General features: G+C 71.4%; 22 protein-coding genes. 16 read left to right on the forward strand and 6 right to left on the reverse strand.

The genetic code is table 11. The features are described 5' to 3' along the window. Nucleotide 1: 1 nt before the first annotated feature. The 3 genes from ACZ42A_RS05245 (at nt 2) to ACZ42A_RS05255 (ending at nt 3,881) form a co-directional block, all read left to right on the forward strand. On the forward strand, nt 2–1,624 hold the full coding sequence (locus ACZ42A_RS05245; protein ID WP_468525757.1) for an ABC-F family ATP-binding cassette domain-containing protein: 1,623 nt from the start codon (nt 2–4) through the stop codon (nt 1,622–1,624). Between the two features lie 288 nt (nt 1,625–1,912). Further along, entirely contained in the window at nt 1,913–2,689 is a 777-nt protein-coding gene (gene ddaH / locus ACZ42A_RS05250) for a dimethylargininase (protein ID WP_468525758.1), read from the forward strand. Nucleotides 2,690–2,906: 217 nt separating this feature from the next. Beyond that, nucleotides 2,907–3,881: an acyl-ACP desaturase gene (locus ACZ42A_RS05255; protein WP_468525759.1), complete on the forward strand. Its 975-nt coding sequence runs from the start codon at nt 2,907–2,909 to the stop codon at nt 3,879–3,881. Between the two features lie 32 nt (nt 3,882–3,913). Here ACZ42A_RS05255 and ACZ42A_RS05260 read toward each other — a convergent pair whose 3' ends face one another. Next, a complete protein-coding gene (locus tag ACZ42A_RS05260) occupies nt 3,914–4,159 on the reverse strand; it encodes a WhiB family transcriptional regulator (RefSeq protein WP_468525760.1) in 246 nt (81 codons plus the stop codon). 252 nt (nt 4,160–4,411) lie between these two features. On the opposite strand from ACZ42A_RS05260, the gene ACZ42A_RS05265 reads away from it, so the two are divergent. Beyond that, complete coding sequence (locus tag ACZ42A_RS05265) at nt 4,412–5,203, forward strand: VOC family protein (protein ID WP_468525761.1); 792 nt, start codon at nt 4,412–4,414, stop codon at nt 5,201–5,203. 76 nt (nt 5,204–5,279) lie between these two features. Here the strand turns inward: ACZ42A_RS05265 and ACZ42A_RS05270 are convergent, their stop codons facing one another. Then, nucleotides 5,280–6,320: a LacI family DNA-binding transcriptional regulator gene (locus tag ACZ42A_RS05270; protein WP_468525762.1), complete on the reverse strand. Its 1,041-nt coding sequence runs from the start codon at nt 6,318–6,320 to the stop codon at nt 5,280–5,282. Nucleotides 6,321–6,424: 104 nt separating this feature from the next. Continuing rightward, nucleotides 6,425–7,420 (reverse strand): multicopper oxidase domain-containing protein, encoded by a 996-nt coding sequence (locus tag ACZ42A_RS05275; protein WP_468525763.1) that lies wholly within the window; start codon nt 7,418–7,420, stop codon nt 6,425–6,427. Between the two features lie 170 nt (nt 7,421–7,590). On the opposite strand from ACZ42A_RS05275, the gene ACZ42A_RS05280 reads away from it, so the two are divergent. Then, a complete protein-coding gene (locus ACZ42A_RS05280) occupies nt 7,591–10,101 on the forward strand; it encodes a ThuA domain-containing protein (RefSeq protein ID WP_468525764.1) in 2,511 nt (836 codons plus the stop codon). A 26-nt stretch (nt 10,102–10,127) separates the two neighbouring features. After that, complete coding sequence (locus tag ACZ42A_RS05285) at nt 10,128–12,320, forward strand: OmpL47-type beta-barrel domain-containing protein (protein WP_468525765.1); 2,193 nt, start codon at nt 10,128–10,130, stop codon at nt 12,318–12,320. Here the strand turns inward: ACZ42A_RS05285 and ligD are convergent. Further along, entirely contained in the window at nt 12,307–13,347 is a 1,041-nt protein-coding gene (gene ligD / locus ACZ42A_RS05290) for a non-homologous end-joining DNA ligase (protein WP_468525766.1), read from the reverse strand. The genes ACZ42A_RS05285 and ligD overlap by 14 nt on opposite strands. Before the next feature lie 103 nt (nt 13,348–13,450). Here ligD and ACZ42A_RS05295 point away from each other — a divergent pair, with 103 nt between their 5' ends. Then, complete coding sequence (locus ACZ42A_RS05295) at nt 13,451–13,699, forward strand: SCO4226 family nickel-binding protein (protein ID WP_468525767.1); 249 nt, start codon at nt 13,451–13,453, stop codon at nt 13,697–13,699. An 86-nt stretch (nt 13,700–13,785) separates the two neighbouring features. Then, a complete protein-coding gene (locus tag ACZ42A_RS05300; RefSeq protein WP_468525768.1) occupies nt 13,786–14,853 on the forward strand; it encodes an ATP-dependent DNA ligase in 1,068 nt (355 codons plus the stop codon). Between the two features lie 22 nt (nt 14,854–14,875). On the opposite strand, the gene ACZ42A_RS05305 is transcribed toward ACZ42A_RS05300, so the two are convergent. After that, the gene (locus tag ACZ42A_RS05305; RefSeq protein WP_468525769.1) at nt 14,876–16,066 is read right to left on the reverse strand and encodes a zinc-dependent alcohol dehydrogenase; all 1,191 of its coding nucleotides are present in this window, start codon (nt 16,064–16,066) and stop codon (nt 14,876–14,878) included. Between the two features lie 191 nt (nt 16,067–16,257). Between ACZ42A_RS05305 and ACZ42A_RS05310 the strand changes: the two genes are divergently transcribed. Beyond that, a complete protein-coding gene (locus ACZ42A_RS05310; RefSeq protein ID WP_468525770.1) occupies nt 16,258–17,280 on the forward strand; it encodes a DUF3048 domain-containing protein in 1,023 nt (340 codons plus the stop codon). A gap of 72 nt (nt 17,281–17,352) precedes the next feature. Here the strand turns inward: ACZ42A_RS05310 and ACZ42A_RS05315 are convergent, their stop codons facing one another. After that, nucleotides 17,353–17,817, reverse strand: coding sequence for a MarR family winged helix-turn-helix transcriptional regulator (locus ACZ42A_RS05315; protein WP_468525771.1), 465 nt, complete (start codon nt 17,815–17,817; stop codon nt 17,353–17,355). A 178-nt stretch (nt 17,818–17,995) separates the two neighbouring features. Here ACZ42A_RS05315 and ACZ42A_RS05320 point away from each other — a divergent pair, with 178 nt between their 5' ends. From ACZ42A_RS05320 to pcaDC, 7 genes are read left to right on the forward strand one after another with little or no spacing between them, the layout of a single operon-like run. Continuing rightward, nucleotides 17,996–18,751, forward strand: coding sequence for a CoA transferase subunit A (locus ACZ42A_RS05320; RefSeq protein ID WP_468525772.1), 756 nt, complete (start codon nt 17,996–17,998; stop codon nt 18,749–18,751). Beyond that, on the forward strand, nt 18,751–19,401 hold the full coding sequence (locus tag ACZ42A_RS05325) for a CoA transferase subunit B (protein ID WP_468525773.1): 651 nt from the start codon (nt 18,751–18,753) through the stop codon (nt 19,399–19,401). Before ACZ42A_RS05320 ends, ACZ42A_RS05325 begins: the two co-directional genes overlap by 1 nt. Then, a complete protein-coding gene (locus ACZ42A_RS05330; protein WP_468525774.1) occupies nt 19,398–20,648 on the forward strand; it encodes a thiolase family protein in 1,251 nt (416 codons plus the stop codon). Before ACZ42A_RS05325 ends, ACZ42A_RS05330 begins: the two co-directional genes overlap by 4 nt. 9 nt (nt 20,649–20,657) lie before the next feature. Then, nucleotides 20,658–21,431 (forward strand): protocatechuate 3,4-dioxygenase subunit beta, encoded by a 774-nt coding sequence (gene pcaH / locus ACZ42A_RS05335; protein WP_468525775.1) that lies wholly within the window; start codon nt 20,658–20,660, stop codon nt 21,429–21,431. Nucleotides 21,432–21,438: 7 nt separating this feature from the next. Continuing rightward, nucleotides 21,439–22,044, forward strand: a complete 606-nt coding sequence (gene pcaG, locus ACZ42A_RS05340; protein ID WP_468525776.1) for a protocatechuate 3,4-dioxygenase subunit alpha — start codon at nt 21,439–21,441, stop codon at nt 22,042–22,044. Next, entirely contained in the window at nt 22,041–23,336 is a 1,296-nt protein-coding gene (gene pcaB, locus ACZ42A_RS05345) for a 3-carboxy-cis,cis-muconate cycloisomerase (RefSeq protein WP_468525777.1), read from the forward strand. The genes pcaG and pcaB overlap by 4 nt, the downstream gene beginning before the upstream one ends. Beyond that, a complete protein-coding gene (gene pcaDC / locus ACZ42A_RS05350; protein WP_468525778.1) occupies nt 23,333–24,475 on the forward strand; it encodes a bifunctional 3-oxoadipate enol-lactonase/4-carboxymuconolactone decarboxylase PcaDC in 1,143 nt (380 codons plus the stop codon). Before pcaB ends, pcaDC begins: the two co-directional genes overlap by 4 nt. Nucleotides 24,476–24,603: the final 128 nt, after the last annotated feature.

Genomic DNA, 24,603 nt, shown 5'->3' on the forward strand with positions numbered 1-24,603 from the left:
TATGCATACTTCGATCACCTGTACCTCCCTTTCCTTCACCTGGTCCGACGGCACCTCCGTCTTCGAGGGCCTCGACGCGTCCTTCGGCCCCGGCCGCACCGGGCTCGTCGGCGTCAACGGATCAGGAAAATCAACGCTGTTGAAGCTGCTCGCCGGAGAACTCACCCCGGCCGACGGCACCGTGCGGATCACGGGCGAGGTCGGCTATCTCCCGCAGAACGTCACGCTCGACACCGCCCTGCGGGTCGACGAGGCGCTGGGCATCGCCGACCGGCGGGCCGCCCTGCACGCCATCGAGGCCGGCGACGTGTCCGAGAGGCACTTCGAGACGGTCGGCGACGACTGGGACGTCGAGGAGCGCGCCCTGGCCACGCTCGGCGAACTCGGCCTCGGCCACATCGATCTGGACCGCACCACCGGCGAGGTGTCCGGCGGCGAGTCGGTGCTGCTGCGGCTGGCCGCGCTGCTGCTGCGCCGCCCGGACGTGCTGCTGCTGGACGAGCCGACGAACAACCTCGACCTGTACGCCCGCCGGCGGCTGTACGCGGCCGTCGAGTCCTGGCCCGGAGTCATGGTCGTGGTCAGCCACGACCGCGAACTCCTCGAACGCGTCGACCAGATCGCCGATCTGCGCTCCGGGGAGATCACCTGGTACGGCGGGAGCTACTCGGCGTACGAGGAGGCGCTCGCCGTCGAACAGGAGGCGGCCGAGCGCATGGTGCGGGTCGCCGAGGCCGACTTCCGCAAGCAGAAGCGGGAGTTGACCGACGCCCACATGAAGCTGGCCCGCCGCAAGCGGTACGGCCAGAAGATGTGGGACAGCAAGCGCGAGCCGAAGATCGTCATGGGGGCGCGCAAGCGGGCGGCACAGGAGTCCGCGGGCAAGCACCGGATCATGCACGAGGAGAAGCTCGCCGAGGCCAGGGAGCGGCTCGACGAGGCGGTGGAGGCCGTACGGGACGACGACGAGATCCGCGTCGACCTGCCGTACACCGCCGTACCGCCGGGCCGGAGCGTGCTCACCCTGCGGGAGCTGGAACTGGCGTACGGCGCGCGCGTGGCGGGCGGTTTCGATCTGCACGGTCCGGAGCGGATCGCGCTGATCGGCCGCAACGGGGCGGGCAAGACGACCCTGCTGCGCACCATCGCCGGGGAGCTGGCACCGGTGTCCGGAGAGGCGACGGCGCATGTCCCGCTGCGGTTCCTGCCGCAGCGCCTCGACGTCCTCGACGGCGAGCTGACCGTCGCCGAGAACGTGGCCCGGTTCGCGCCGGGCGCCACCAACAACCGGATCCGGGCGCGGCTGGCCCGCTTCCTGTTCCGGGGCGCCCGGGCCGACCAGAAGGCGGCGACCCTGTCCGGCGGCGAGCGCTTCCGGGCGGCACTGGCCGCGCTGATGCTGGCCGAGCCCGCGCCGCAGCTGCTGATGCTGGACGAGCCGACGAACAACCTGGACATGGCGAGCGTACGGCAGCTCACCACGGCCCTGGAGTCGTACGAGGGAGCGCTGATCGTGGCCAGCCACGACCTGCCGTTCCTGGAGTCCATCGGCATCACGCGCTGGCTGATGCTGGACGGAGAACTCACGGAAACCACGCCGGAAGCTGTCGGGTATCCCGCCTAGCTTCGGGGGCATGCGCGCGTTCCTCACCATCGTCGGAGGGGGCGTTCACCGCGGAGCATCTGCGGCGGGTGGTGGGCGTGCGGCGAGCGGGCGGACCGGGGGCCGGTTTGTGACGGTGGTGCGGGAGGTGGCCGGAGAAGAAGCGGAGGTCTCGGGGTGAGGCGGCGGTCGGGACCCCGTCCGCGGCGCCCTGAGCTGTCCTCTCCGACAATGGGCTTGCATGATGTGCGCCGACACCCCGACGGTTTCGGCCACGCCCGGAAACACCCATCCGATACGGAGACCCTCGTGCCCAGCAAGAAGGCCCTCATCCGCCGCCCCAGCCCCCGCCTGGCCGAAGGCCTCGTCACGCACGTCGCACGTACGGAGGTCGACCTCGACCGCGCGGTGAAGCAGTGGGAGGCCTACACGGAGGCGCTGCGCACCCACGGCTGGGAGACCGTCGAGGTCGACCCGGCCGACGACTGCCCCGACTCGGTGTTCGTCGAGGACACCGTGGTCATGTACAAGAACGTCGCCCTGATCACCCGCCCCGGCGCCCAGTCCCGCCGCGCGGAGACGATCGCGGTCGAGGAGACCGTGGCGAGCCTCGGCTGCTCGGTCAACTGGATCTGGGAGCCGGGCACCCTGGACGGCGGCGACGTGCTGAAGATCGGCGACACGATCTACGTCGGCCGCGGCGGGCGCACCAACGCGGCCGGCGTCCAGCAGCTGCGGGCCGCCTTCGAACCGCTGGGCGCGCGCGTGGTGTCCGTGCCGGTGAGCAAGGTGCTGCACCTGAAGTCGGCGGTCACGGCGCTGCCCGACGGGACGGTCATCGGGCACATCCCGCTGATGGACACGCCGTCGCTGTTCGGGCGCTTTCTGCACGTGCCGGAGGAGTCCGGGTCCCATGTGGTGCTGCTCGGCGGCCACAAGCTGCTGATGGCGGCCAGCGCGCCGAAGACCGCGGAGCTGTTCACGGACCTCGGCTACGAGCCGGTGGTGGTGGACATCGGCGAGTTCGAGAAGCTCGAGGGCTGTGTGACATGTCTCTCGGTGCGGCTGCGGGAGCTGTACACCTGATCGGGCGACCGACGGGCCGGCTCAGCCCCGGGACCTGCGAGTCCCGGGGCTTTTCTGCATATCGGAACGTCCTCCGGAAGAGGGCCTGAGCAGCGGTCTTTACGGCGCTCTTAACCTACGGATTCGTAACCTACGGATTCGTAGCCTACGATCCCGTAGGTTCAGGCGCCGCTCGCCGTTCCCCTCGTACGTCGAAGTCAGTCCCCCTGGAGTACCTGTGACGATCACCTCTCCCCACCTCGGCAGCCCTTCCGTGTGGACCGACGCCCGGCTGCTGTACGCCCTGGAGGAAGTGGTCGAGAAGGAGCTGAACCGGCATCTCAAGGTCGCCAAGGACTGGATGCCGCACGAGTACGTGCCGTGGACCGACGGCCGCAACTTCCCCGGCTTCTTCGAGGACGGGGAGGCCTGGGACAAGGAGCAGTCCAAGGTCACCGAGATCGGCCGCATCGCACTCGTGGTGAACCTCCTGACCGAGGACAACCTCCCCAGCTACCACCACGAGATCGCCAGCCTCTTCGGCCGCGACGGCGCCTGGGGCACCTGGGTGCACCGCTGGACCGCGGAGGAGGGCCGGCACGGCATTGTCATGCGCGACTACCTGCTCACCTCGCGCGCGGTGGACCCGGACAAGCTGGAGCAGTTCCGCATGGCCCACATGAGCGAGGGCTTCGAGTCGGACAACCGGCACTCGATGCTGCACTCCGTCGCCTACGTGGCCTTCCAGGAGCTCGCCACCCGCATCTCGCACCGCAACACCGGCTTCCAGTCCGGCGACCCGGTCTGCGACCGGATGCTGGCGCGCATCGCGACCGACGAGAACCTGCACATGGTCTTCTACCGGAACCTGCTCAAGGCGGCCTTCGAGCTCGCCCCCGACCTGACGATGCAGGCGGTGCGGGACGTGGTCGTGAACTTCCGCATGCCCGGCCACGGCATCCCCGGCTTCGAGCGGGCCGCCGCGCAGATGGCCATCGGCGAGGTCTACAACCTGCGGATCCACCACGACGACGTCCTCCAGCCCGTGCTCCGCTTCCTGAAGGTCATGGAGATCGACGGGCTCGGCCCGGAGGGTCGACAGGCACAGGAGGAACTGGGCCTGTTCATGAACGGCCTGGACGCGGAGGCCACGAAGTTCGACGAGAAGCTGGCGGCCCGCAAGGCCCGGATGGCGGCCCGCGCGGGCGGCTGAGCCCCGCCCGCCTCGGAGCGGCGGCAGCGGGATCAGTGCGAGGTGCGGCGCAGCTGAAGGCGTTCCTTCTCGGACAGTCCGCCCCAGACGCCGAAGCGTTCGTCGTGGGCGAGGGCGTACTCGAGGCAGGCGGCCCGCATCTCGCACATGCCGCAGATGCGCTTCGCCTCACGCACCGAGCTGCCGGGCTCGGGAAAGAAGAAGTCCGCCCCGGTCTGCGCGCACAGGGCCTGCGACTGCCAGGCGGAGGAGGCCGGGGTGATCGTTTCGAAGTGCATGTCCGAGAGCCTGCCGGACGGCGAAAAACGTTCGATCAACGCGGGATCAACGCGGCGTTCAGGGCCTCCGGCCGCCCCGATGATGCCCCGCGCGGGCACCCGGCGCACGGCGGCGCGCGGAGATGACGGAAACAGTGAGGGCCACAGCCGTCACTGAGCGTAATCGATGCCCGGCGACTCCGGCGGCGATTGTCAGTGGGCGGTGCGAGACTCGGCAGAGCAGGCAACGGGCCTCTTCCGAGGAGGGCGAGGATGCTCACCACCCGGTTCGTCAACGGCGCTCCGAACTGGATCGACGTCGGCACCCCCGACATCGACGGCGCCATCTCCTTCTACGGCGGCCTCTTCGGCTGGCGCTTCCAGTCGGCGGGGCCCGAGGCCGGTGGCTATGGCTTCTTCCAGCTCGACGGCCGGACGGCGGCCGGCGGGATGCAGACCACCCCGGAGCAGGGCCCGCCGTCCTGGACGGTGTACTTCCAGAGCCCGGACGCGGAGGCCACCACCACGGCGGCCGAGCAGGCGCACGGCGGTGTGCTGTTGCGGCCGATGGACGTGATGGGCCAGGGCCACATGGCGATCCTCGCCGACAAGGCGGGCGTGCCGTTCGGCATCTGGCAGCCGAGCCGGAGGGAGGGGATCGAGGTGGTGGGCGAGCCCGGCTCGCTGTGCTGGGTGGAGCTGTACACCCCGGATCTCCCGGCCGCCGCCGCGTTCTACCACTCGGTGCTGGGCCTGGAGACCTTCGGCGTCCCCTTCCCCGGCGGGGTCTACACCACCCTCAACCCCGCGGGCGGCGGCGAGGATTCCATGTTCGGCGGCATCGTGCCGCTGTCCGACGACCCGACGGAGGCCGAGGCGGGCCCCTACTGGCTGCCGTACTTCGAGGTCGAGGACACGGACGCCACCGTGGCCGAGGCCGAGCGGCTGGGCGGCACGGTCCGGATGCCCGCCACCGACATGCCGGACGTCGGCCGCATCGCCAAGCTGGCGGACCCGTACGGCGCCCGCTTCGCGGTGATCAAGAGCGTGCCGCAGCAGGAGTGAGCCGGGGTCACGCCGGCGCCCGTCGTCACAGTGGGACTGTGCCGGCGCCCGTCGCGCCGGCGGGGCCAGGGTGGGGCTACGCCGACGCCCGCCGTATCAGCGCCGTCGGCAGCACCACGCCCGTCGAGTCGTCCGGTCCCGCCACGTCGACCGAAGTGCGGCGGTCGAGCCGACGCAGCAGCAGCCGGGCCATCAACCGGCCCATTTCCTCGATGTCCTGACGGACCGTCGTCAACGGCGGGTCGGTCTGTTCGGCCAGCGGCAGCATGTCGTCGAAGCCGATCACGGCGACGTCCTCGGGCACCCGCCGGCCGCGCTCCCGCAGGACGCGCAGCGCACCCGCGGCGGTCAGGTCGTTCGCGGCGAACACGGCATCCAGATCGGGGACCTGGTCGAGGAGTTCCCGCATGGCCCGCTCCCCGCCGGACGGCGTGAAGTCGCTCTCCACGATCAGCCGGGGGTCGGCATCGCCCACCACGTCGCGGAAGCCGTCGAGCCGGTCCGCCGCCGAGGTCTGGTCGAGGGGCCCGGTGATGTGCGCGATCCGGGTGCGGCCGAGACCGACGAGATGCCGGACGGCCTCCCGGGCACCGCCCCGGTTGTCGCTGTCGACGTACACGGCCTGCCGGGTCGCGTCGCTCCAGCCGGGCCGCCCGCCGAACACCGTCGGCACTCCGGCGCGCTGGATGAGGCCGGGCAGCGGGTCGTCGAGGTGCAGGGAGAACACCAGCGCGCCGTCGACATGGCCGCCCGCCAGATAGCGGCCGACGCGGGCGTGGTCGTCCCGGCCTTCGGTCAGCAGCAGCACCAGCTGGTTGTCGTGGGCGGTCAGCTCCTTGCTGATGCCGCGCAGTTGCAGCGCGAAGAAGGGGTCGGCGAAAACCCGGGTCTCCGGTTCGGCGATCACGACGGCGACCGCGTCGTGCCGCTTCGTCACCAGGCTGCGGGCCGCCTGGTTGGGGACGTACCCGAGTTCCTCCACCGCTCGCCGGACCCGTTCCACGAGGGGTTCGCGTACTCCCTCCCCGCCGTTGACCACCCGGGAGACGGTGGCCCGTGACACGCCCGCCCGCGCGGCCACGGCCTCCAGCGTGGGACGCGACGCTGCCTCGGTCACTTCGGGACTCCTCCTCGGCGGTTGCCGATCAGGATAACCACGAGTGATGGGCAGGGCATGACGACGAGAAAGGCTCATGCCGAGCAGGCCCGCCGAGACGCGGCTCAGTGCTCGTGCGCGGTGTCCGGCTCGGTGGAGCCGCGCTGTGCGTGCGGTTCGTGGGGCTCGTAGCCCGGAATCGTGCCGTCGGCCTTCTTCACCAGGAACAGCCCCACCATCCCCATGTCGGAATGGCTCTGCACATGGCAGTGGTACATCCATGCTCCGGCCCCCACCCCCTCCCCCGCGATCACCTGGAAGCCGAAGGAGTCCGCCGGGCCGACGATCTTGTTGTCGATGACCGGGCTGGGGTCGTCGGGGCCGGTCAGCATGCCGGTGCGATTGTCGGCCCAGCGATGTCCGTGCAGATGGAAGGTGTGGTAGTACTCGCCGTGCGTGATCATCACGAACTCGACCCGGTCGCCCACCGTCGCCTCGAAGTTCGGGCCGGTGTGCGGGGGCCGGTTGTTGATGGTCATGTCGTTGAAGACGACGGTGTGCGTCCGGTCCGGCAGGATGTCGCCCTTGCGGCGGACGATCACCGGCCCGTACAGGCCCTTGCGGATGCCGCCGGTGCCGTGCTCGGTGCCGACGACATGGTCGTGGTAGTGCCAGTAACCCGCGCTGCCCGCCCGCCAGGTGCCGTCCTTGCGACGGCCGGGGACATGGGTGCGCCAGGTGTAGACGCGGGTGCCGCCGGGTTCGACGTCGCTCTTGTTCTGCTTGGTGCCGTCGCTGGAGATCTCGTAGTCCAGGCCGTGGACGTGCAGGCTCACCGGCACGTCCATGGTGTTCTCGAACTCGATGTGCAGGGTGTCGCCCTCGTTCAGCTCGATCAGCGGCCCCGGGATCGTCGCCTTGCCCTTCTCGAAGCCGTAGCCCATCTGCCCGTCGGCGAGCTTCTCGGCGTAGAGCCGGATCCGTCGCACCTCGCCGCCGGCCGGCGCCGTCCTCACCGTCTCCCCGGCGCCGGTGGCCTCGGGCACCGCCGCCAGGGACAACGACGTCGCGGCGGCCGCGCCGCCCAGGAGGACCCGCCGGTTGAACCCACGTCTGTCCATGCCGAACTCCCCACTCCGGTACGGAATTCGAGACGGTAGCGGGGCACACCGCGTTTATCCACACCCAGGACAAAGTTCGCCCCATCCCGGTCATACCTATTGGCGAACCGCGCAAAGAGGTCTAGCTTCCTTGGCGCTGTTGCTGTGACCGACGAGGGGTGAATGGCCACATGCGGTCCACATCGCACCAAAGATCCAGGGAACGACGACGATTGAGCACCGGCAGACGGGCTGCGACGGCCGCCCTGACCGCCGGTTTCCTCACCGCCGGCCTGCTCTCCGGCTCCGCCGCGAGCGCGCGCCCGGCGCCGGACCCGTCACTGACAACGATGTCCGTCAAGTCGCCGCCGGGCGGCGCGAACGTACGGGTGCTGATCTTCTACGGCTCGGCGGCCTCCGGGGGCGAGTCCCCGGTCGTGAACGCCGGGATCGAGGCCATCGAGCGGATCGGTCTCTCCGGTCCGGTGAACCAGCGCTTCAAGGTCGAGGCCACGGACGACGCCTCGGTCTTCACCGACGAGGCCAGGCTGGGGCGGTTCAACGCCATCGTGTTCCTCACCGGGGGCGGCGACGTCCTCGACCCGGAGCAGGAGGCGGGCCTGGAGGCCTACATGGAGGCGGGCGGCGGTTTCGTCGGCCTCCATGACGCGGCCCGCGCGGAGCCGTACTCGGACTGGTTCACCGGGCTGATCGGCGCCCGCCCGGCCGCCTCCAGCCCCACCGCCGTCCAGCGGGCGACGGTCGAGGTCGGTGACCGCCGGCATCCGGCCACCAAGGATCTGCCGGTGCAGTGGAAGCGCCCCGACCGGTGGTTCAACTGGGTGAAGAACCCGTCCGGCGACGTGCATACAGTCGCCCGTGTACGGGAGTCGACGTACCAGCCGGGAGCGAGCGCCAACGGCTGGGACCATCCCGTCAGCTGGTGCCGCGACTACGACGGCGGCCGCTCCTTCTACACCGGCATGGGCGGCACGGTGTCCTCCTACGACGAGACCGACTTCCGCGCCCATCTGCGCGGCGCCCTGCTGTGGACCACGCGGCTCGTGCAGGCCGACTGCAAGGCGACGATCAACGGCAACTACCAGGCCGAGCGGCTCACCAAGCCCAACCAGCCCGGCCAGAACGACCAGATCGGCGAGCCGCACGGCCTGGTCACCGCCCCCGACGGACGGGTGTTCTACATCGGCCGCGGCGGCGCCGACTCCTCCCAGCCGGTGATCACCGACTGGAACAACCCGGACATCGGCAAGGGCAAGGGCGAGATCCACATCTACGACCCGAAGACCAAGCAGGTGACCCTCGCCGGCGCGCTGACCGTCTTCGGCAACAAGGGCGGCGGCGACGAGCTGGTCAAGGTCGAGGAGGGCCTGCTCGGGATCGAGCTGGACCCGCGGTTCGAGGAGAACGGCTGGGTGTATCTGCACTACACCCCGCACTCCCGGATCGACCGCGAGACCCGGATGGCCGAGCGGCGCGTCTCCCGCTTCACCCTCGACCGGACCACGGACAAACTGGACCTGAGCAGTGAGAAGGTGCTGCTCAAGTGGCCGGTGCAGATCCACAGTTGCTGCCACTCGGGCGGCGGGATGGCCTGGGACTCGAAGGGCAACCTGTACATCGCGACCGGTGACAACAACTCCAGCCGCTTCAGCGACGGGTACTCCGGCAACAACCCGGAGCCGAACTACAAGGGCGTGTCCTTCGCCGACGCGCGCCGCACCGCCGGCAACACCAACAACCTCAACGGCAAGATCCTGCGCATCCACCCGGAGCCCGACGGGACGTACACCATCCCCGAGGGGAACCTCTTCACGGGCCGGGAGACCGACGAGGGCGGCGGCAAGACCCGCGGTGAGATCTATGTGATGGGGGTCAGGAACCCCGCGCGCATCTTCGTCGACAAGACCACCGACATCCTGTACGCGGGCTGGGTCGGCCCGGACGCCTCGTCGCCGTCCCCGGTGTGGGGCCCCGCCAAGTACGACACGTTCGCGGTCATCACCGAGGCGGGCAACCGGGGCTGGCCGTACTGCATGGGCAACAAGCAGCCGTACCGGGACCGGAACCTGCCGGATCCCTCGCAGCCGCTCGGCTGGTACGACTGCGACCACCCGAAGAACGAGTCCCCGAACAACGACGGCCTGGTCAACCTTCCGCCGGTCACCGGCAACAACATCTGGTACGCCCCGCAGGGCGGCGGCCCGGACTTCCCGCGCGACGCGAACGGGATCCCGTCGTACCGGCAGGAGGAGGCCACCTACCGGCTGCCGTGGCTGAAGGGCGGCGGGCAGGCCGCGATGAACGGGCCGGTCTACCGGCACGCCGACGTCTCACCCACCAGCGACGTCGCCTGGCCCGTGTACTGGGACGGCAAGTGGTTCGTCGGCGACTTCTACGACGCCGACCAGCCGCGCAACGCCGTGCTGATGGATCCGAGGACCCAGGGCGACGGCGGACTGCCGGTGCACTCGGAGTCGCTGAAGAAGATCGTTCCGGTGGGCACCGACGGCATCAGGAACCTGATGGACTGGAAGTTCGGTCCGGACGGCGCGCTGTACGTGCTCGACTACGGCCGCGGCTTCTTCACCTCGGACGCCAGGTCGGCCCTGTGGCGGGTGACGTACACCGGCGGCGGTCCGACGCCGGCCGCCGACCAGCTGGCGAGGGGGGCACAGTCGTGAGGACCGTACGACGTCAACGAAGAGCCGTGGCCGCCCTGTTGGCGGGGCTGCTCCTGCTGCTCGGGGTGCAGGCGGCCCCGGCGGCCGTCGGACAGAGCGAACCGGCTGCCGCCGGTCCGCAATCCGCCCAGGTGCTCACCTGGACGGCCGGCGACGACATCACCAAGTACACCTCGGCGCCCGCGACCGCGGTGGCGGGCCCGGCGACGATCATCTTCGAGAACAGCGCGGCCACCGGCAACACCACCGGCATGCCGCACACCCTGACCTTCGCGACCAACGACCCGGAGTTCAACAGCGACGTCCCGCTCAACATTCTGGCGAGCCCCAACGACGACATGGGCGGCCGGCACACCGCCGAGGTCACCCTGACGCCGGGCCGCTACTTCTACCACTGCACGATCCCCGGCCACGGCTCCATGCAGGGCATCCTCGTGGTGACCGAGGGCGGCGGCGAGGACACCACGCCGCCGGAGGCCACGGCGGAGGTGACCGGGACGCAGAACGGGCAGGGGCAGTACGTCGGGTCGGCGAGCGTCTCGATCCGGGCGACGGACAACGAGGGCGGGTCGGGCGTGGACCGTATCCAGTACGCGGTCGGCGCGACGGGCGACTGGCTACCGTATACCGCACCCGTCGTGGTCGACCAGGTCGGCACCCACACCGTCCGCTACCGCGCCTACGACAAGGCCGGCAACGTCTCCGCCGAGAAGAGCGTCGAGTTCACCGTCGTGGCCCCGCCGACGGACGACACCACCCCGCCGGAGACCTCGGCCACCGTCAGCGGCGAGCGCAATCCCGACGGCACGTACATCGACATGGCGACGGTCACCGTCACCGCCTCGGACACCGGGTCCGGGGTGAACACCATCGAGTACGCGCTCGGCGCGTCCGGCGTCTGGCAGCCGTACACCGCGCCCGTGATGGTGCATCAGGCCGGCACCCACACCGTCCGCTACCGCGCCACCGACAAGGCGGGCAACGTGGCGGCCGAGAAGAGCGTCGAGTTCACGGTGGTCGCCGCGCCGCCGCAGGACACCACGCCGCCGGTCACCGGCGTGACCGTGGACGGTACACAGAATTCCGACGGCGCGTACGTCAACCGGGCCACGGTGACGGTGACCGCGACCGACGCCGGCGGGTCGGGGGTCGACCGCATCGAGTATTCGCTCGACGGTGGACCGTACATCGCATACACCACACCGCTGATCGTCGACCGCGCCGGCGCCCACACCGTCGCCTACCGCGCCACCGACAAGGCCGGCAACACCTCCCCGGCCCGCACGGTCAGCTTCACGGTCGTCTCCGGCCAGGTCCCGCCGCCGGACTGCCCCGAGTACGACGAGCGCCTCACGGTCATCGTCGGCACCGTCGACTCGGGCGTCCCCAACCGGGTCACGGACAACCGGTGCCGGATCAACGAGCTGATCGAGGACGAGAAGGAGTGGTCCTCGCAGGCGCTGTTCCTCAAGCATGTGAAGACGGTCCTCGACCGGCTGCTGCGCGAGGGGGTCATCGACCAGCGCGAGTACAACGCGATCCAGCGGGCGGCCCGCCAGTCCGGTATCGGCAAGCCGGGCCAGACCGACGGCTACCGCAAGATCTTCGACGGCAGCGCCGAGTCGTTCGCCGCCTGGCAGCACGTCGGCGGCGGGTCCTTCGCGCTCAACCCCGACGGGTCGATGACCAGCGGCACCACCAAGTCCGGCCTCGGCATGCTGTGGTTCCCGCAGCGCAAGTACGGCGACTTCTCGCTGCGCCTGCAGTGGCGGGACGACGCCCCGGGCACCGGCAACGCCAACTCCGGCGTCTTCGTGCGCTTCCCGTGGGTCCACGACCACCCCGAGGAGCCGCGGCCGGAGTGGGTCGCCATCAAGTACGGGCACGAGGTGCAGGTGCTGGACCGGCCCGACGGCGACATGTACAAGACGGGCTCGGTCTACGGCTTCGACCGGGTCGGTCTCGCCGGGGCCGGCGTCACCCAGAAGGGCACCTGGAACGACTACGAGATCCGTGTGGTCGACCAGCACTACTCGGTCTACCGCAACGGCGTGCTGATCAACGAGTTCGACAACACCGGCGGCCAGGAGTTCTACCCGCCGCGCTCGGACGACCCGGGCACGGACGGACGCCGCTTCGCCTCCGGCTACGTCGGGCTCCAGGTGCACGGCACGACGGACGTGATCTCGTACCGGGACATCAGGATCAGGGAGCTGTAGAGCCCTTCTTCCCCGCGCTCTCCTTCTTCGCCCTGCTCGGCTGTACCCGCTTGGGCTCCCCCGGCATCTTCGGATACTCGGGCGGGTACGGCAGATCCCCGAGCCCGTGGTCGTGTTCGTCGCGGCGGGCGAGTTCGAGCAGGGCGTCGAGGGAGTAGCGGTGCTCGTCCATGTCCGCGTGCACATCGCCGGCCTCGGCGAAGCGCGCGGGCATGGTCGCGAGGTCGAAGTCCCGTGGATGGGCCTCGCCGACCTCCTCCCAGCGCAACGGCGCCGAGACGGGGGCGTGCGGGCGGGGCCGTACGGAATAGGCGGAGGCGATGGTGCGGTCCCGGGCCGTCTGGTTGTAGTCGAGGAAGATCTTCTGCCCCCGCTCCTCCTTCCACCACTTGATGGTCACCTGCTCCGGCATCCGCCGCTCCATCTCCCTGCCGACGGCGATGGCGGCGCGCCTGACCTGGGTGAAGCTCCAGCGGGGCTCGATGGGCACGAAGACATGCAGGCCGCGCCCGCCGGAGGTCTTGGGAAAGCCGCGCAGTCCCCCGAACTCGTCGAGGACGGCGCGCAGTTCGTGGGCTGCGCGGACGGCGTCGGCGTAGTCGGTGCCGGGCTGCGGGTCGAGGTCGAGGCGGAGTTCGTCGGGGCGGTCGACGTCGTCACGGCGTACCGGCCAGGGGTGGAAGGTGAGGGTGCCGTACTGGGCGGCCCACAGGACGGCGGCCTCCTCGGTGGGGCACATCTCGTCGGCGGTGCGTCCGCTGGGGAAGGTGATGTGGGCGGTGGGGATCCAGTCGGGCATGCTCTTGGGCGCCCGCTTCTGGTAGAACCACTCGCCGGTCACCCCGTCGGGGTAGCGCTCCAGGGTGGTGGGCCGGTCGCGCAGGGCGCGCAGGATGCCGGGGCCGACGGCCTGGTAGTAGCGGGCGAGGTCCAGCTTGGTGAAGCCGCGTTCCGGGAAGAAGACCTTGTCCGGGTTGGTCAGCCGTACGGTCCGGCCGCCCGCCTCGAGTTCCACCGCGTCACCCATGCAGCCACCGTAGGCGCACCCCCCATACCTCGCATATCGGATCCGTACGGGCGCAGGATGGAAGGTGAACCAACCGGCGCGTACGGAGAAGAGGTGCGAGGTCATGACTCTGTTCATGGACGTCCACCACGGCATGCGGGGCGTCACGGCCGACCAGCTGCGCCAAGGCCACGACGCCGCCGTCGCGATCCAGCAGGAAGAAGGGGTGCAGTTCCAGCACACCTGGGCCGACCCTGACTCGGGCACGGTCTTCTGCCTCACCGAGGCGCCCTCGGCCGACGCGGTGAACCGCCTCCACGAGCGAGTCGGCGGCAGGCCCGACGAGATCCATCCGGTGCCGTTGTCGATCTAGGCCCTGTCGTTCGGATCATCCCGGCGTCGCGGGGCCTGGCGGCGCTCCGGAAGGCGGATACCTGCGAGGACTCTTAGAGTCGGTTCATGGATCTGCCCGTCATGCCCCCCGTCAAGCCGATGCTCGCCAAGTCGGTGGCGAAGATCCCCGCGGGCATGCAGTACGAGGCGAAGTGGGACGGGTTCCGGGCGATCGTGTTCCGCGACGGTGCCGAGGTCGAGCTGGGCAGCCGTACCGGCAAGCCGCTGACCAGGTATTTTCCGGAGCTCGTGGCGGCGTTGAAGGAGCGGGTGCCGGAGCGCTGTGTGCTGGACGGGGAGATCGTGATCGCTCGGGAGGGGCGGCTGGACTTCGACGCGCTCACCGAGCGGATCCACCCGGCGGACTCGCGGGTGCGGATGCTGGCGGAGAAGACGCCGTCCTCCTTCGTCGCCTTCGACCTGCTGGCGCTGGACGACGAGTCGCTGCTGGACGTGCCCCTGGACGACCGGCGTGCGCTGCTGGTCAGGGCGCTGTCCGAGGCGACGCCCCCGGTGCATGTGGCCCCGGCGACGACCGACATCGAGGTGGCCCGGCAGTGGTTCGAGCAGTACGAGGGGGCGGGCCTGGACGGGGTGATCGCGAAGCCGCTGAATCTGCGCTACCGCCAGGACGAGCGCGCCATGTTCAAGATCAAGCACGAGCGGACGGCGGACGTGGTGGTGGCGGGCTACCGCTTCCACAAGAGCGGTCCGGTGGTCGGCTCCCTGCTGCTCGGTCTCTACGACGACCGGGGCGTCCTGCAGCATGTGGGCGTGTCGGCGGCGTTCCCGATGAAGCAGCGGGCCGATCTGGTGGAGGAGCTGGAGCCGCTGCGGATGGACGACGTCGAGGGGCATCCGTGGGCGGCCTGGGCCGAGGAGGCCGCGCACGAGGCGGCGCGGCTGCCCGGCGCGCCGAGCCGCTGGTCGGGCAAGAAGGACCTGTCGTGGGTGCCGCTGCGGCCGGAGCGGGTCGCGGAGGTGGCGTACGACCACATGGAGAGCGGGGCCAGGTTCCGGCACACGGCCCGGTTCCGCCGCTGGCGCCCGGACCGGACGCCGGAGAGCTGTACGTACGCCCAGCTGGAGGAGCCGGTGCGCTACGACCTCGCGGAGATCTTCGGGGAGAAGTGACCGCACCGCGCCATGAGCCGCGTCACGGCCGCATCAGCACCTTGACCGCGCCCTCCTGCTTGCGCTGGAACATCTCGTAGGCGTGCGGGGCCTCCTCCAGCGGCAGCCGGTGGGTGGCGAAGTCGTCGACGCCGAGCGGGTCCTCGTCGGTGAGGTACGGGATGATCTCGTCGGTCCAGCGGCGTACGTTGGCCTGCCCCATCCGGATCTGGAGCTGCTTGTCGAAGAGGGTGAGCATGGGCAGCGGGTCGGCCATGCCGCCGTACACGCCGACGAGGGAGAGCGTGCCGCCGCGGCGGACGAGGTCGATCGCGGTGTGCAGGGCGGCGAGCCGGTCCACGCTGAACCGTTCCGCCAGTGGGGCGCCGATGGACCTGGGCAGCAGGGAGGAGGCCTGCTGGGCCAGCCTGGCGGCGGCGCTGCCGTGGGCCTCGGTGCCGACCGCGTCGATCACGGCGTCGGGGCCGCGTCCGTCGGTCTCGTCGCGGATGGCGGCGACCAGCTCCTTCTCGCTGTCGAAGCTCTTCAGGTCGTACGTCCGCACTCCGTGCGCGCGGGCGCGTTCCAGCCGCTCGGGGACCAGGTCCACCCCGAACACCGCCCCGGCGCCGCGCACCTGCGCGACCCGGCAGGCCATGTCCCCGATGGGCCCGAGGCCGAGGACGGCGACGCTGCCGCCCTCCGGCACGTCGGCGTAGGCGACCGCCTGCCAGGCGGTGGGCAGCACGTCGGAGAGGTACACGAACCGGTCGTCGGGCGGGCCCTCGGGGACCTTGATCGGGCCGAACTGCGCCTGCGGGACGCGCAGGTACTCGGCCTGGCCGCCGGGGACCGCGCCGTACAGCCGGGTGTAGCCGAACAGGGCGGCGCCCATGCCCTCGCCGCTGACCTGGGTGGTCTCGCACTGGGTGGGCAGCGCGTTGAGGCACATCCAGCAGGTGCCGCAGGCGATCTGGAAGGGGACGACGACCCGGTCGCCGGCCATCAGGTCCGGCACACCGGCGCCGACCTCCTCGACGATGCCCATGGGTTCGTGTCCGAGGATGTCGCCCGGTGTCATGAACGGGGTGAGCACCTCGTACAGGTGCAGATCGGAGCCGCACAGCCCCGTGGAGGTGATCCGGACGATCGCGTCCGTGGGCTCCTCGAGCCGGGGATCGGGCACGGTCTCCACGCGTACGTTCCGCTTGCCCTGCCATGTCACTGCCCTCATCGCCCGCGCTCCCTCTCTCGCGCCCCGGGGGCCTGTCCTGCGGTTGGCGCGCCCCGGGTACCCGGACGGAGTCCGCCGAACCGTGGGCCTGCGCCCATCGGGGTGCTCCGCGCGAGCCATCGGCGGTACACGGCGGGCAACGCCTGAAGTGATCGGGTATGGCCATCGATGAACCGATAAGCGCACAATCGATGGCACGGACTGGGCGGGTGGCGACGGTGGGCAGAGCACGAAGAGCGCGCCTGGGGCGCGTCGGCACGACGGCGGCGCTCCTGGCCGCCGCGCTGACGGCCTCCCTGACGGCGGGCTGCACCACGGGCGGCGACGGCCCGTCCGACGACGGCCGGGGAGCCGAGCAGAAGGAGCCGGGCGGCACGAGGCACCCGGAGAGCAGGCCGCCCGACGGATCGGTGCTCGCCGTGAAGCTCGACAACGTCCGCCGCGCCCGCCCGCACACGGGGCTGAACGCGGCGGACGTGGTCTACGTCGAGCCGGTCGAGGGCGGGCTGAGCCGGCTGATGGCGGTGTACGCGACCGAACTCCCGAAGGTGATCGGTCCGGTGCGCAGCGCGCGGGAGACCGATCTGGAGCTGCTCGGCCAGTTCGACCGGCCCGTCCTCGCCTTCTCCGGCGCGCACGGCAAGCTGCTGCCGCTGATCGACAAGGCGCCGCTGCGCGCCGAGCCGCCCGGCCGGACGTCCGGCGCCTACCACCGGGGCAGCGGCCGGCCCGCCCCGCACAACCTCTATCTGCGCCCCGAGGCGCTGATGCCCTCCCCGCCGGGCGCCGACGCCCTGACCACGGGCTTCCGGTTCGGCGCCGCGCCCCCCGGCGGCACGAAGCTGGCCTCGCGGACCGTGACATACCCGGCGGCACGGTTCACCTTCACCTGGTCGAGGCACTGGGAGCGCTGGCTGGTGTCGATGGACGGCGAGCCCGCCACCACCACCGACGCGGGGCCGGTGGCGGCCTCGACGGTCGTCGTGCAGCACGTGAAGCTGCGCGCCTCCGACTACTTCGACTCCCTCGGCAACAACACGCCGTTCACCGAGACGGTCGGGTCGGGCACGGCGCAGGTGCTGCGCGACGGCAAGGCCTACGACGTGCGCTGGAAGCGGGCGACGCCGGCGGACGGGACGCGGTTCACCACGAACGACGGCGCTCCGGTGAACTTCGCCGAGGGGCCGGTCTGGGTGGTGTACACGAAGGACTGACCGGGATCCGGCCCGGCCCGGTCACTCTGGGTTGTGTACACGACGGGCTGACCGGGTTCCAGCCCCGCCCGGTCAGTGCTGGGCGGCCAGCGGCTCCGCGGGGTCGCGGAGCCCCTCCGCCGCGTCCGAGACCCGCTGGATGAGGCCGAGGAACTGGGTCCGCTCCTCGGCGGAGAGCGGGGCGAGGAACACCTGGTTCATCCGGGCCGCGCGCACCGCCAGCCTGCGCTGGACGCGCATCCCCTCCTCGGTGAGCCGCAGCAGGAAGCGGCGGCCGTCCTGCGGGTCGCGGACCTTGTCGAGCAGCCCCCGGCCGACGAGCCGGCCGATCACCTCGGCGATGGTGGACCGGTCGAGCCCCACCCGCTCCCCCACCGTGCGCTGGTCCAGGCCCGGCTCGGTGACGAGCGTGTTCAGGACGGCGAACTGCGGTGAGGTGATCTCCTCGGAGACCATCGTGTTCCACAGCAGGTAGTGCGCCTGCTGGAGCCTCCGGGCCAGGTGCCCGAGTTGGGTGCTGAGGTCCACCGCGGCCATGTGCGCTCCCGGGTGCTAGATCCGCTGATGATTCGCTGGAGATTCGTCGGTGCACTGAACGATACCCCTCTTGACGACGCCGGTTTCCCGGTGGCAGCGTGTCGGACATCTCGAGGAAATAGTCAGTGTCCTGACTATCTGGCCCTGACTATCCAAGTGCAGAGGTGGGACGTCTCGGATGGACAAGGTGGTGGCCGGCGCCGCGGAGGCGGTGGCCGACGTGGGTGACGGCGCGTCGCTGGCGGTCGGCGGTTTCGGGCTGAGCGGTGTGCCGAACGTGCTGATCGAGGCGCTGTACGAGCGGGGGGTCGGCGGACTGTCGGTGGTGTCCAACAACTGCGGGGCGATGGAGTCCGGCCTCGCGGTGCTGCTGGCGGCCGGCCGGATCGCGCGGGTGACCGGCTCCTACATCGGGGCGAACAAGGAGTTCGCCCGTCAGTACCTGGCCGGTGAGCTGGAGGTCGAGCTGATCCCGCAGGGCACGCTCGCCGAACGGCTGCGGGCCGGCGGCGCCGGCATCCCCGCCTTCTACACCCCCGCCGGAGTCGGCACCCAGGTCGCCGAGGGCGGGCTGCCCTGGCGCTACGACGGGTCCGGCGGGGTCGCGCTGGCCTCGCCGGCGAAGGAGGTACGGGAGTTCGACGGCGTGGAGTACGTCCTGGAGCACGGCATCCGCACCGACTTCGCGCTCGTACGGGCGGCGAAGGGCGACCGGCACGGGAACCTGGTGTTCGCCAAGTCCTCCCGCAACTTCAACCCGCTCGCGGCGATGGCCGGGCGGGTCACGATCGCCGAGGTCGAGGAGCTGGTCGAGCCCGGCGAGATCGACCCGGACGCGGTCCACCTGCCGGGCATCTTCGTCCAGCGCGTGGTCGCGCTCACCCCGGAGCAGGCAGCGGACAAGAAGATCGAGCGGCGGACGGTGAGCGGCTGATGGCCTGGACGCGTGAACAGATGGCGGCGCGCGCGGCGCGGGAGCTGAGGGACGGGCAGTACGTCAATCTCGGCATCGGCCTGCCCACCCTGATCCCCAACCACCTCCCGGCGGGAGTCGAGGTGGTCCTGGAGTCGGAGAACGGCATCCTGGGCACCGGCCCGTACCCGGCGGAGGACCAGGTCGACCCCGATCTGATCAACGCCGGGAAGGAGACCGTCACCGTCCTGCCGGGCGCCTCCTTCTTCGACTCGGCGCTCTCCTTCGGCATGATCCGCGGCGGGCACATCGACGTCGCCGTGCTCGGCGCGATGCAGGTCTCCGCGGGCGGCGACCTGGCGAACTGGGCGGTGCCGGGGAAGATGGTCACCGGCATCGGCGGGGCGATGGACCTGGTCCACGGCGCCCGCACGGTGATCGTGGTGATGACCCACACCGCCAAGGACGGCTCCCCGAAGATCCTCGACGCGTGCACGCTGCCGCTCACCGGCAAGGCGTGCGTGAACCGGGTGATCACCGACCTCGGCGTCCTCGACGTCACCGACGACGGACTGGTCCTCGTCGAGACCGCACCCGGCGTCACCCCCGAGGAGATCACCGCGAAGACGGCCGCCACGGTCCGCGTCAGCGAGGAGATCGCCGCGTCATGAACACCCTCAAGGACGTCTACGTCGTCGACGCCGTCCGCACCCCGATCGGCCGCTACAACGGCATACTCGCCCCCGTCCGCCCGGACGACCTGGCCGCCCACGCGCTGCGCGCGCTCCTCGGCCGTACGCCCGCCTTGGACCCCTCCCGCATCGACGACGTCTACCTCGGCAACGCCAACGGTGCCGGCGAGGAGAACCGCAACGTCGCCCGCATGGCCGCGCTGCTGGCGGGCCTGCCGACCTCGGTGCCGGGCGTGACCGTCAACCGGCTGTGCGCCTCCGGCCTGGAGGCCGTGATCCAGGCGGCCCGGGCCATCGCCGTCGGAGACGCCTCCATCGCCATCGCCGGCGGCGTCGAGTCGATGACCCGCGCGCCGTACGTCCTGCCCAAGAACGACAAGCCGTTCCCCGCCGCCCACACCGAGCTGTACTCGACCACACTCGGCTGGCGCATGGTCAACCCGAGGATGGACCCGCAGTGGACGATCCCGCTCGGCGAGTCCGCGGAACTCATCGCCGACAAGCACAAGATCACGCGTGAGCAGCAGGACGCGTTCGCGCTGACCAGCCATCAGAAGGCGGCGCGGGTGCAGGCCGAAGGCCTGTTCGGCGTCGAGATCACCCCCGTGTCGATCCCGCGACGCAAGGGAGTCCCGGTGGTCGTCGACGCCGACGAGTGCGTACGCCCCCATGCCTCCCTTGAGGCGATGGCCGACCTCAAGCCGTCCTTCCGCGCGGCGAGCGAAGCGAGATGGGGGTCCCCCCGGCCGAAGGCTGGGGGAGGCACGGTGACGGCGGGCAACGCCTCCCCGCTCAACGACGGCGCCGCCGCGCTGCTCCTCGTCGACGAGGAGGGCCTGAAGGCCACCGGCCGCGAACCCCTCGCCCGGATCTCCGCGACCGGCGTCTCCGCGCTCGACCCGCACTACTTCGGGCTGGCCCCGGTCGAGGCGGTCAACCGGGCGCTGGCCAAGGCCGGGAAGGGCTTCGCCGACCTCGACGTGCTGGAGCTGAACGAGGCGTTCGCCGCCCAGGTGCTCGGCTGCCTCGCCGAATGGCCCGAGTTCGACCCGGCGATCCTCAACCCGCAGGGCGGCGCCATCGCCCTCGGCCACCCCCTCGGCGCCTCCGGCGCCCGCCTCGCCGGCACCGTCGCCCACCAGCTCGCCCGCAAGGGCGGCGGGGTCGGCGTCGCCACCCTCTGCATCGGCGTCGGCCAGGGCCTCGCCCTGGTCCTCGAAGCCTAGGAACCTCTCATGACTCTCACCCAGCACGACATCGACCAGGAGATCGCGGCCGAGCGCGCCGCCTACGAGAAGCGGGTCGCGGACGGCTCCCCGGTCGAGCACCACCCGCGCCGCGACTACGCGCCGTACCGCTCCTCGGTGCTGCGCCACCCGAAGCAGCCGCCGATCACCATCGACGTCGCCCAGGATCCGGAGCTGGTGGAGCTGTCCTCCCCCGCCTTCGGCGAGCGGGACATCACGGAGATCGACAACGATCTGACCCGGCAGCACACCGGGGAGCCGATCGGCGAGCGCATCACCGTGTCCGGACGGCTGCTGGACCGCGCCGGGCGCCCGATCCGCGGGCAGCTCGTCGAGATCTGGCAGGCGAACTCGGCGGGCCGCTACGCGCACCAGCGCGAGCAGCACGACGCCCCGCTCGACCCCAACTTCACCGGCGTGGGCCGCACCCTCACCGACGCCGAGGGCCGCTACCACTTCACCACCATCCAGCCGGGCCCGTACCCGTGGCGCCAGCACCTCAACGCGTGGCGGCCGGCGCACATCCACTTCTCGATCTTCGGTACGGCGTTCACCCAGCGCCTGGTGACGCAGATGTACTTCCCCAGCGACCCGCTCTTCCCCTACGACCCGATCATCCAGTCGGTGACGGACGGCGCGGCCCGGCAGCGGCTGGTCGCGACGTACGACCACAGCCTGTCGGTGCCGGAGTTCTCGATGGGCTACCACTGGGACATCGTGCTCGACGGGCCGCAGGCCACCTGGATGGAAGAGGGGCGCTGAAGCAGCCATGACGAAGATCGACACCAGCCGTCCGGAGACCGTGCTGCCCACCCCGTCGCACACGGTCGGCCCCTTCTACGGCCACGCCCTGCCCTTCCCGGGCGGCGGGGACATCGCGCCCGTCGGCCACCCGGACACCATCGTCCTCCAGGGGTATGTGTACGACGGCGAGGGCAGCCCGCTGCCGGACGCCTTCCTGGAGTTGTGGGGCCCGGATCCGGACGGCGAGCTGCCGCGGGTCGACGGCTCGATGCGCCGCGACCCCGCCACCGGCGGCTTCCTCGGCCGCAACGGCGTGGAGTTCACCGGCTGGGGCCGCGTCCAGACGGACGTCAACGGCCACTGGTCGGCGCGGACCCTGCGACCGGGAGCGCGCGGGCGCAGCGCGCCGTACCTCAGCGTGTGCCTCTTCGCGCGCGGGCTGCTGGTGCACCTGTTCACCCGGATCTATCTGCCGGGCGACGACGCGGCACTGGCCGCCGACCCGCTGCTGGCCCGGCTGGACGAGGCGCGCCGCGACACGCTGGTCGCGAAGGACGACGGCAGGGGCACCTACCGTTTCGACATCCGCCTTCAGGGCGAAGGCGAGACGGTCTTCCTGGAGTTCCAGTGACACCCGACGATCCCGACACCGGCCTGCTCGCCCCCGGGTGGGCGGGCTCGGCCGCCGCGTCCGCGACGAGCGACACCGCGTATCTGCGGGCGCTGCTCGACGCGGAGGCGGCGCTCACCCGCGCCCAGGCCGCGCTCGGGCTCGCCCCGGCCGCGGCGGCGACGGCGGTCACCGAGGCGGCCGACCGCCACGGCTTCGACGTGGCGTCGCTGGCCGAGCGGGCGCGGGCCGGCGGCAACCCCGTCATCCCGCTGGTCGCCGATCTGACCAAGGCGGTCGGCCGGGAGTACGGCCCGTACGTCCACCGGGGCGCGACCAGCCAGGACATCATGGACACGGCGACAATGCTGGTCGCCGTGCGCACGCTCGACCCGGTGCTCGGCGACCTGGGCCGTACGGAGCGGGCGCTGGCCCGGCTGGCCGCCGAGCACCGCGACACGGCGATGCCCGGGCGGACGCTCACCCAGCACGCCGTCCCGACGACGTTCGGGCTGAAGGCGGCCGGGTGGCGGTCGCTGGTGCTGGACGCGCGGGACCGGGTGACGGCCGTACGGGACGCGCTGCCCGCCCAACTGGGCGGTGCGGCCGGGACGTTGGCGGCCTTCGGGGCGTACGGTGCGCTCGATCCGACCGCACTGCCGGCGGTGTACGCCCGCGAACTCGGCCTGCGGACGCCTGACCTGCCCTGGCACACGCTGCGGACGCCGATCGCCGACCTCGCCGGATGTCTGGCGCTCACGGCCGGGGCGCTCGGCAAGCTCGCCGTGGACGTCCTCACCCTCTCCCGCACCGAGATCGGCGAGGTCGCGGAGGGCAGCGGCGGGGGTTCCTCGGCCATGCCGCACAAGGCCAATCCGGTACGGTCCACGCTGATCCTCGCCGCGGCCCGGCGCGCACCGCAGCTCGCGGCCACGCTGTACGGGTCGCTGGCCGCGGAGGACGAACGGCCGGCCGGGGCCTGGCACGCGGAGTGGGAGCCGCTCAGGGAACTGCTGCGGCTGGTCGGCGGAGCCGCCCGGGATGCCGCCGAACTGGCCGAGGGCCTGCGTGTCCGCCCCGACGTCATGCGGGAACACCTCGATCTCACCCACGGGTTGATCGTCTCCGAGCGGCTGGCCGCCGAGCTGGCCCCGGTGCTGGGCCGGGCCCGCGCCAAGGAGCTGCTCACCCGGCTGGCGTCCGAGGGCAGGCCGCTCGCTCAGGCGCCGGAGCTGGCGGACGTCGACCTCGATCCCACGCACTACACCGGCTCCGCGGGAGCCCTCACCGACCGCGCTCTGGAGCGACGTTGAACCTCCTCGACCACCGTGCCGAAGGGCCCGCTTCCGCGCCCCCGCTGCTTCTCGGACCCTCGCTCGGCACCTCGTACGCCCTGTGGGACAGGGTGGCCCCCGAGCTGTCGATCACCCATCGGGTGGTCCGCTGGAACCTTCCGGGACACGGCGGTTCGGCGGCCGATCTCATCCGCCCCGGCGCGACCGTCGGCGACCTCGCCGACCTCGTGCTCGCGCTCGCCGACTCGCTCGGTGTCGAGCGGTTCGCCTACGCGGGGGTGTCGCTGGGTGGTGCGGTGGGTCTGCACCTGGCCGTGCACCATCCGGAGCGGGTCCAGTCCCTGGCCGTGATCTGTTCGTCGGCCCACTTCAACGGTGCGAAGCCGTGGGAGGAGCGGGCCGCGCTGGTCCGCCGGGAGGGGCTGTCCGGACTGGCGGAGAGCGCGAACGCCCGCTGGTTCACGCCCGGCTTCACGGTCCCCGGGCTGGTCCGTGACCACCGGGAGGCCGACCCTCAGGCGTACGCCGCCTGCTGCGACGCGCTCGCCGCGTTCGATCTGCGCGACCGGCTCGGCGACATCCGGGTGCCGACGCTGCTCGTCGCCGGCCGGGACGACCCGGCGACCCCGCCCGCGCATCTGCGGGAGATCGCCGACGCCGTGCCGGGGGCCGCGCTGGTGGAGATCCCGGGTGCCTCGCATCTCGCGCCCGCCGAACGCCCGGAGGCCGTGCTGACGGCACTGCGGACGCACCTCGGCGGAGCGGCCCGGCGGGGCATGGAGGTACGCCGCGAGGTGCTGGGCGACGCCCACGTGGACCGGGCGCAGGCCCGGCAGACCCCGTTCACCGCGCGGTTCCAGGACTTCATCTCCCGCTACGCCTGGGGCGAGATCTGGACCGACCCGACACTCAGCCGCCGCGAGCGCAGCATGATCACGCTGACCGCGCTGGTCGCGCACGGGCACTACGAGGAGCTGGCGATGCATGTACGGGCGGCCCGGCGCAACGGGCTGACCCCCGAGGAGATCGGCGCGGTGCTGCTCCAGACGGCGGTGTACTGCGGGGTACCGGCCGCGAACTCGGCGTTCGCGACGGCCCAGCGGGTGCTGGCGGAGGAGGACGACGCCGCCGGCAGCCCGCCAGGCGCCGCCGGATAACACCCGCCGACCCTCCGCCCAGCGGGGCCTCGCCCACACGCCCCAGCCCCGCCGACGCACCGAACGAGCCCCGCTCACACACCCCGGTGCAGACGGCGCGCCGAGCCGGCCGCGCTCACGCACCTCGC

The organism is Streptomyces sp. NPDC030838 (assembly GCF_055572035.1).

What these genes read in the sequence shown, in the direction of transcription:
- ACZ42A_RS05245 (WP_468525757.1), top strand. Translation starts at nt 2, where the DNA reads ATGCATACTTCGATCACCTGTACCTCCCTTTCCTTCACCTGGTCCGAC.
- ACZ42A_RS05260 (WP_468525760.1), bottom strand. Translation starts at nt 4,159, where the DNA reads ATGCACTTCGAAACGATCACCCCGGCCTCCTCCGCCTGGCAGTCGCAG.
- ACZ42A_RS05265 (WP_468525761.1), top strand. Translation starts at nt 4,412, where the DNA reads ATGCTCACCACCCGGTTCGTCAACGGCGCTCCGAACTGGATCGACGTC.
- ACZ42A_RS05275 (WP_468525763.1), bottom strand. Translation starts at nt 7,420, where the DNA reads ATGGACAGACGTGGGTTCAACCGGCGGGTCCTCCTGGGCGGCGCGGCC.
- ACZ42A_RS05280 (WP_468525764.1), top strand. Translation starts at nt 7,591, where the DNA reads ATGCGGTCCACATCGCACCAAAGATCCAGGGAACGACGACGATTGAGC.
- ligD (WP_468525766.1), bottom strand. Translation starts at nt 13,347, where the DNA reads ATGGGTGACGCGGTGGAACTCGAGGCGGGCGGCCGGACCGTACGGCTG.
- ACZ42A_RS05295 (WP_468525767.1), top strand. Translation starts at nt 13,451, where the DNA reads ATGACTCTGTTCATGGACGTCCACCACGGCATGCGGGGCGTCACGGCC.
- ACZ42A_RS05300 (WP_468525768.1), top strand. Translation starts at nt 13,786, where the DNA reads ATGGATCTGCCCGTCATGCCCCCCGTCAAGCCGATGCTCGCCAAGTCG.
- ACZ42A_RS05305 (WP_468525769.1), bottom strand. Translation starts at nt 16,066, where the DNA reads ATGAGGGCAGTGACATGGCAGGGCAAGCGGAACGTACGCGTGGAGACC.
- ACZ42A_RS05310 (WP_468525770.1), top strand. Translation starts at nt 16,258, where the DNA reads ATGGCACGGACTGGGCGGGTGGCGACGGTGGGCAGAGCACGAAGAGCG.
- ACZ42A_RS05315 (WP_468525771.1), bottom strand. Translation starts at nt 17,817, where the DNA reads ATGGCCGCGGTGGACCTCAGCACCCAACTCGGGCACCTGGCCCGGAGG.
- ACZ42A_RS05320 (WP_468525772.1), top strand. Translation starts at nt 17,996, where the DNA reads ATGGACAAGGTGGTGGCCGGCGCCGCGGAGGCGGTGGCCGACGTGGGT.
- ACZ42A_RS05325 (WP_468525773.1), top strand. Translation starts at nt 18,751, where the DNA reads ATGGCCTGGACGCGTGAACAGATGGCGGCGCGCGCGGCGCGGGAGCTG.
- ACZ42A_RS05330 (WP_468525774.1), top strand. Translation starts at nt 19,398, where the DNA reads ATGAACACCCTCAAGGACGTCTACGTCGTCGACGCCGTCCGCACCCCG.
- pcaH (WP_468525775.1), top strand. Translation starts at nt 20,658, where the DNA reads ATGACTCTCACCCAGCACGACATCGACCAGGAGATCGCGGCCGAGCGC.
- pcaG (WP_468525776.1), top strand. Translation starts at nt 21,439, where the DNA reads ATGACGAAGATCGACACCAGCCGTCCGGAGACCGTGCTGCCCACCCCG.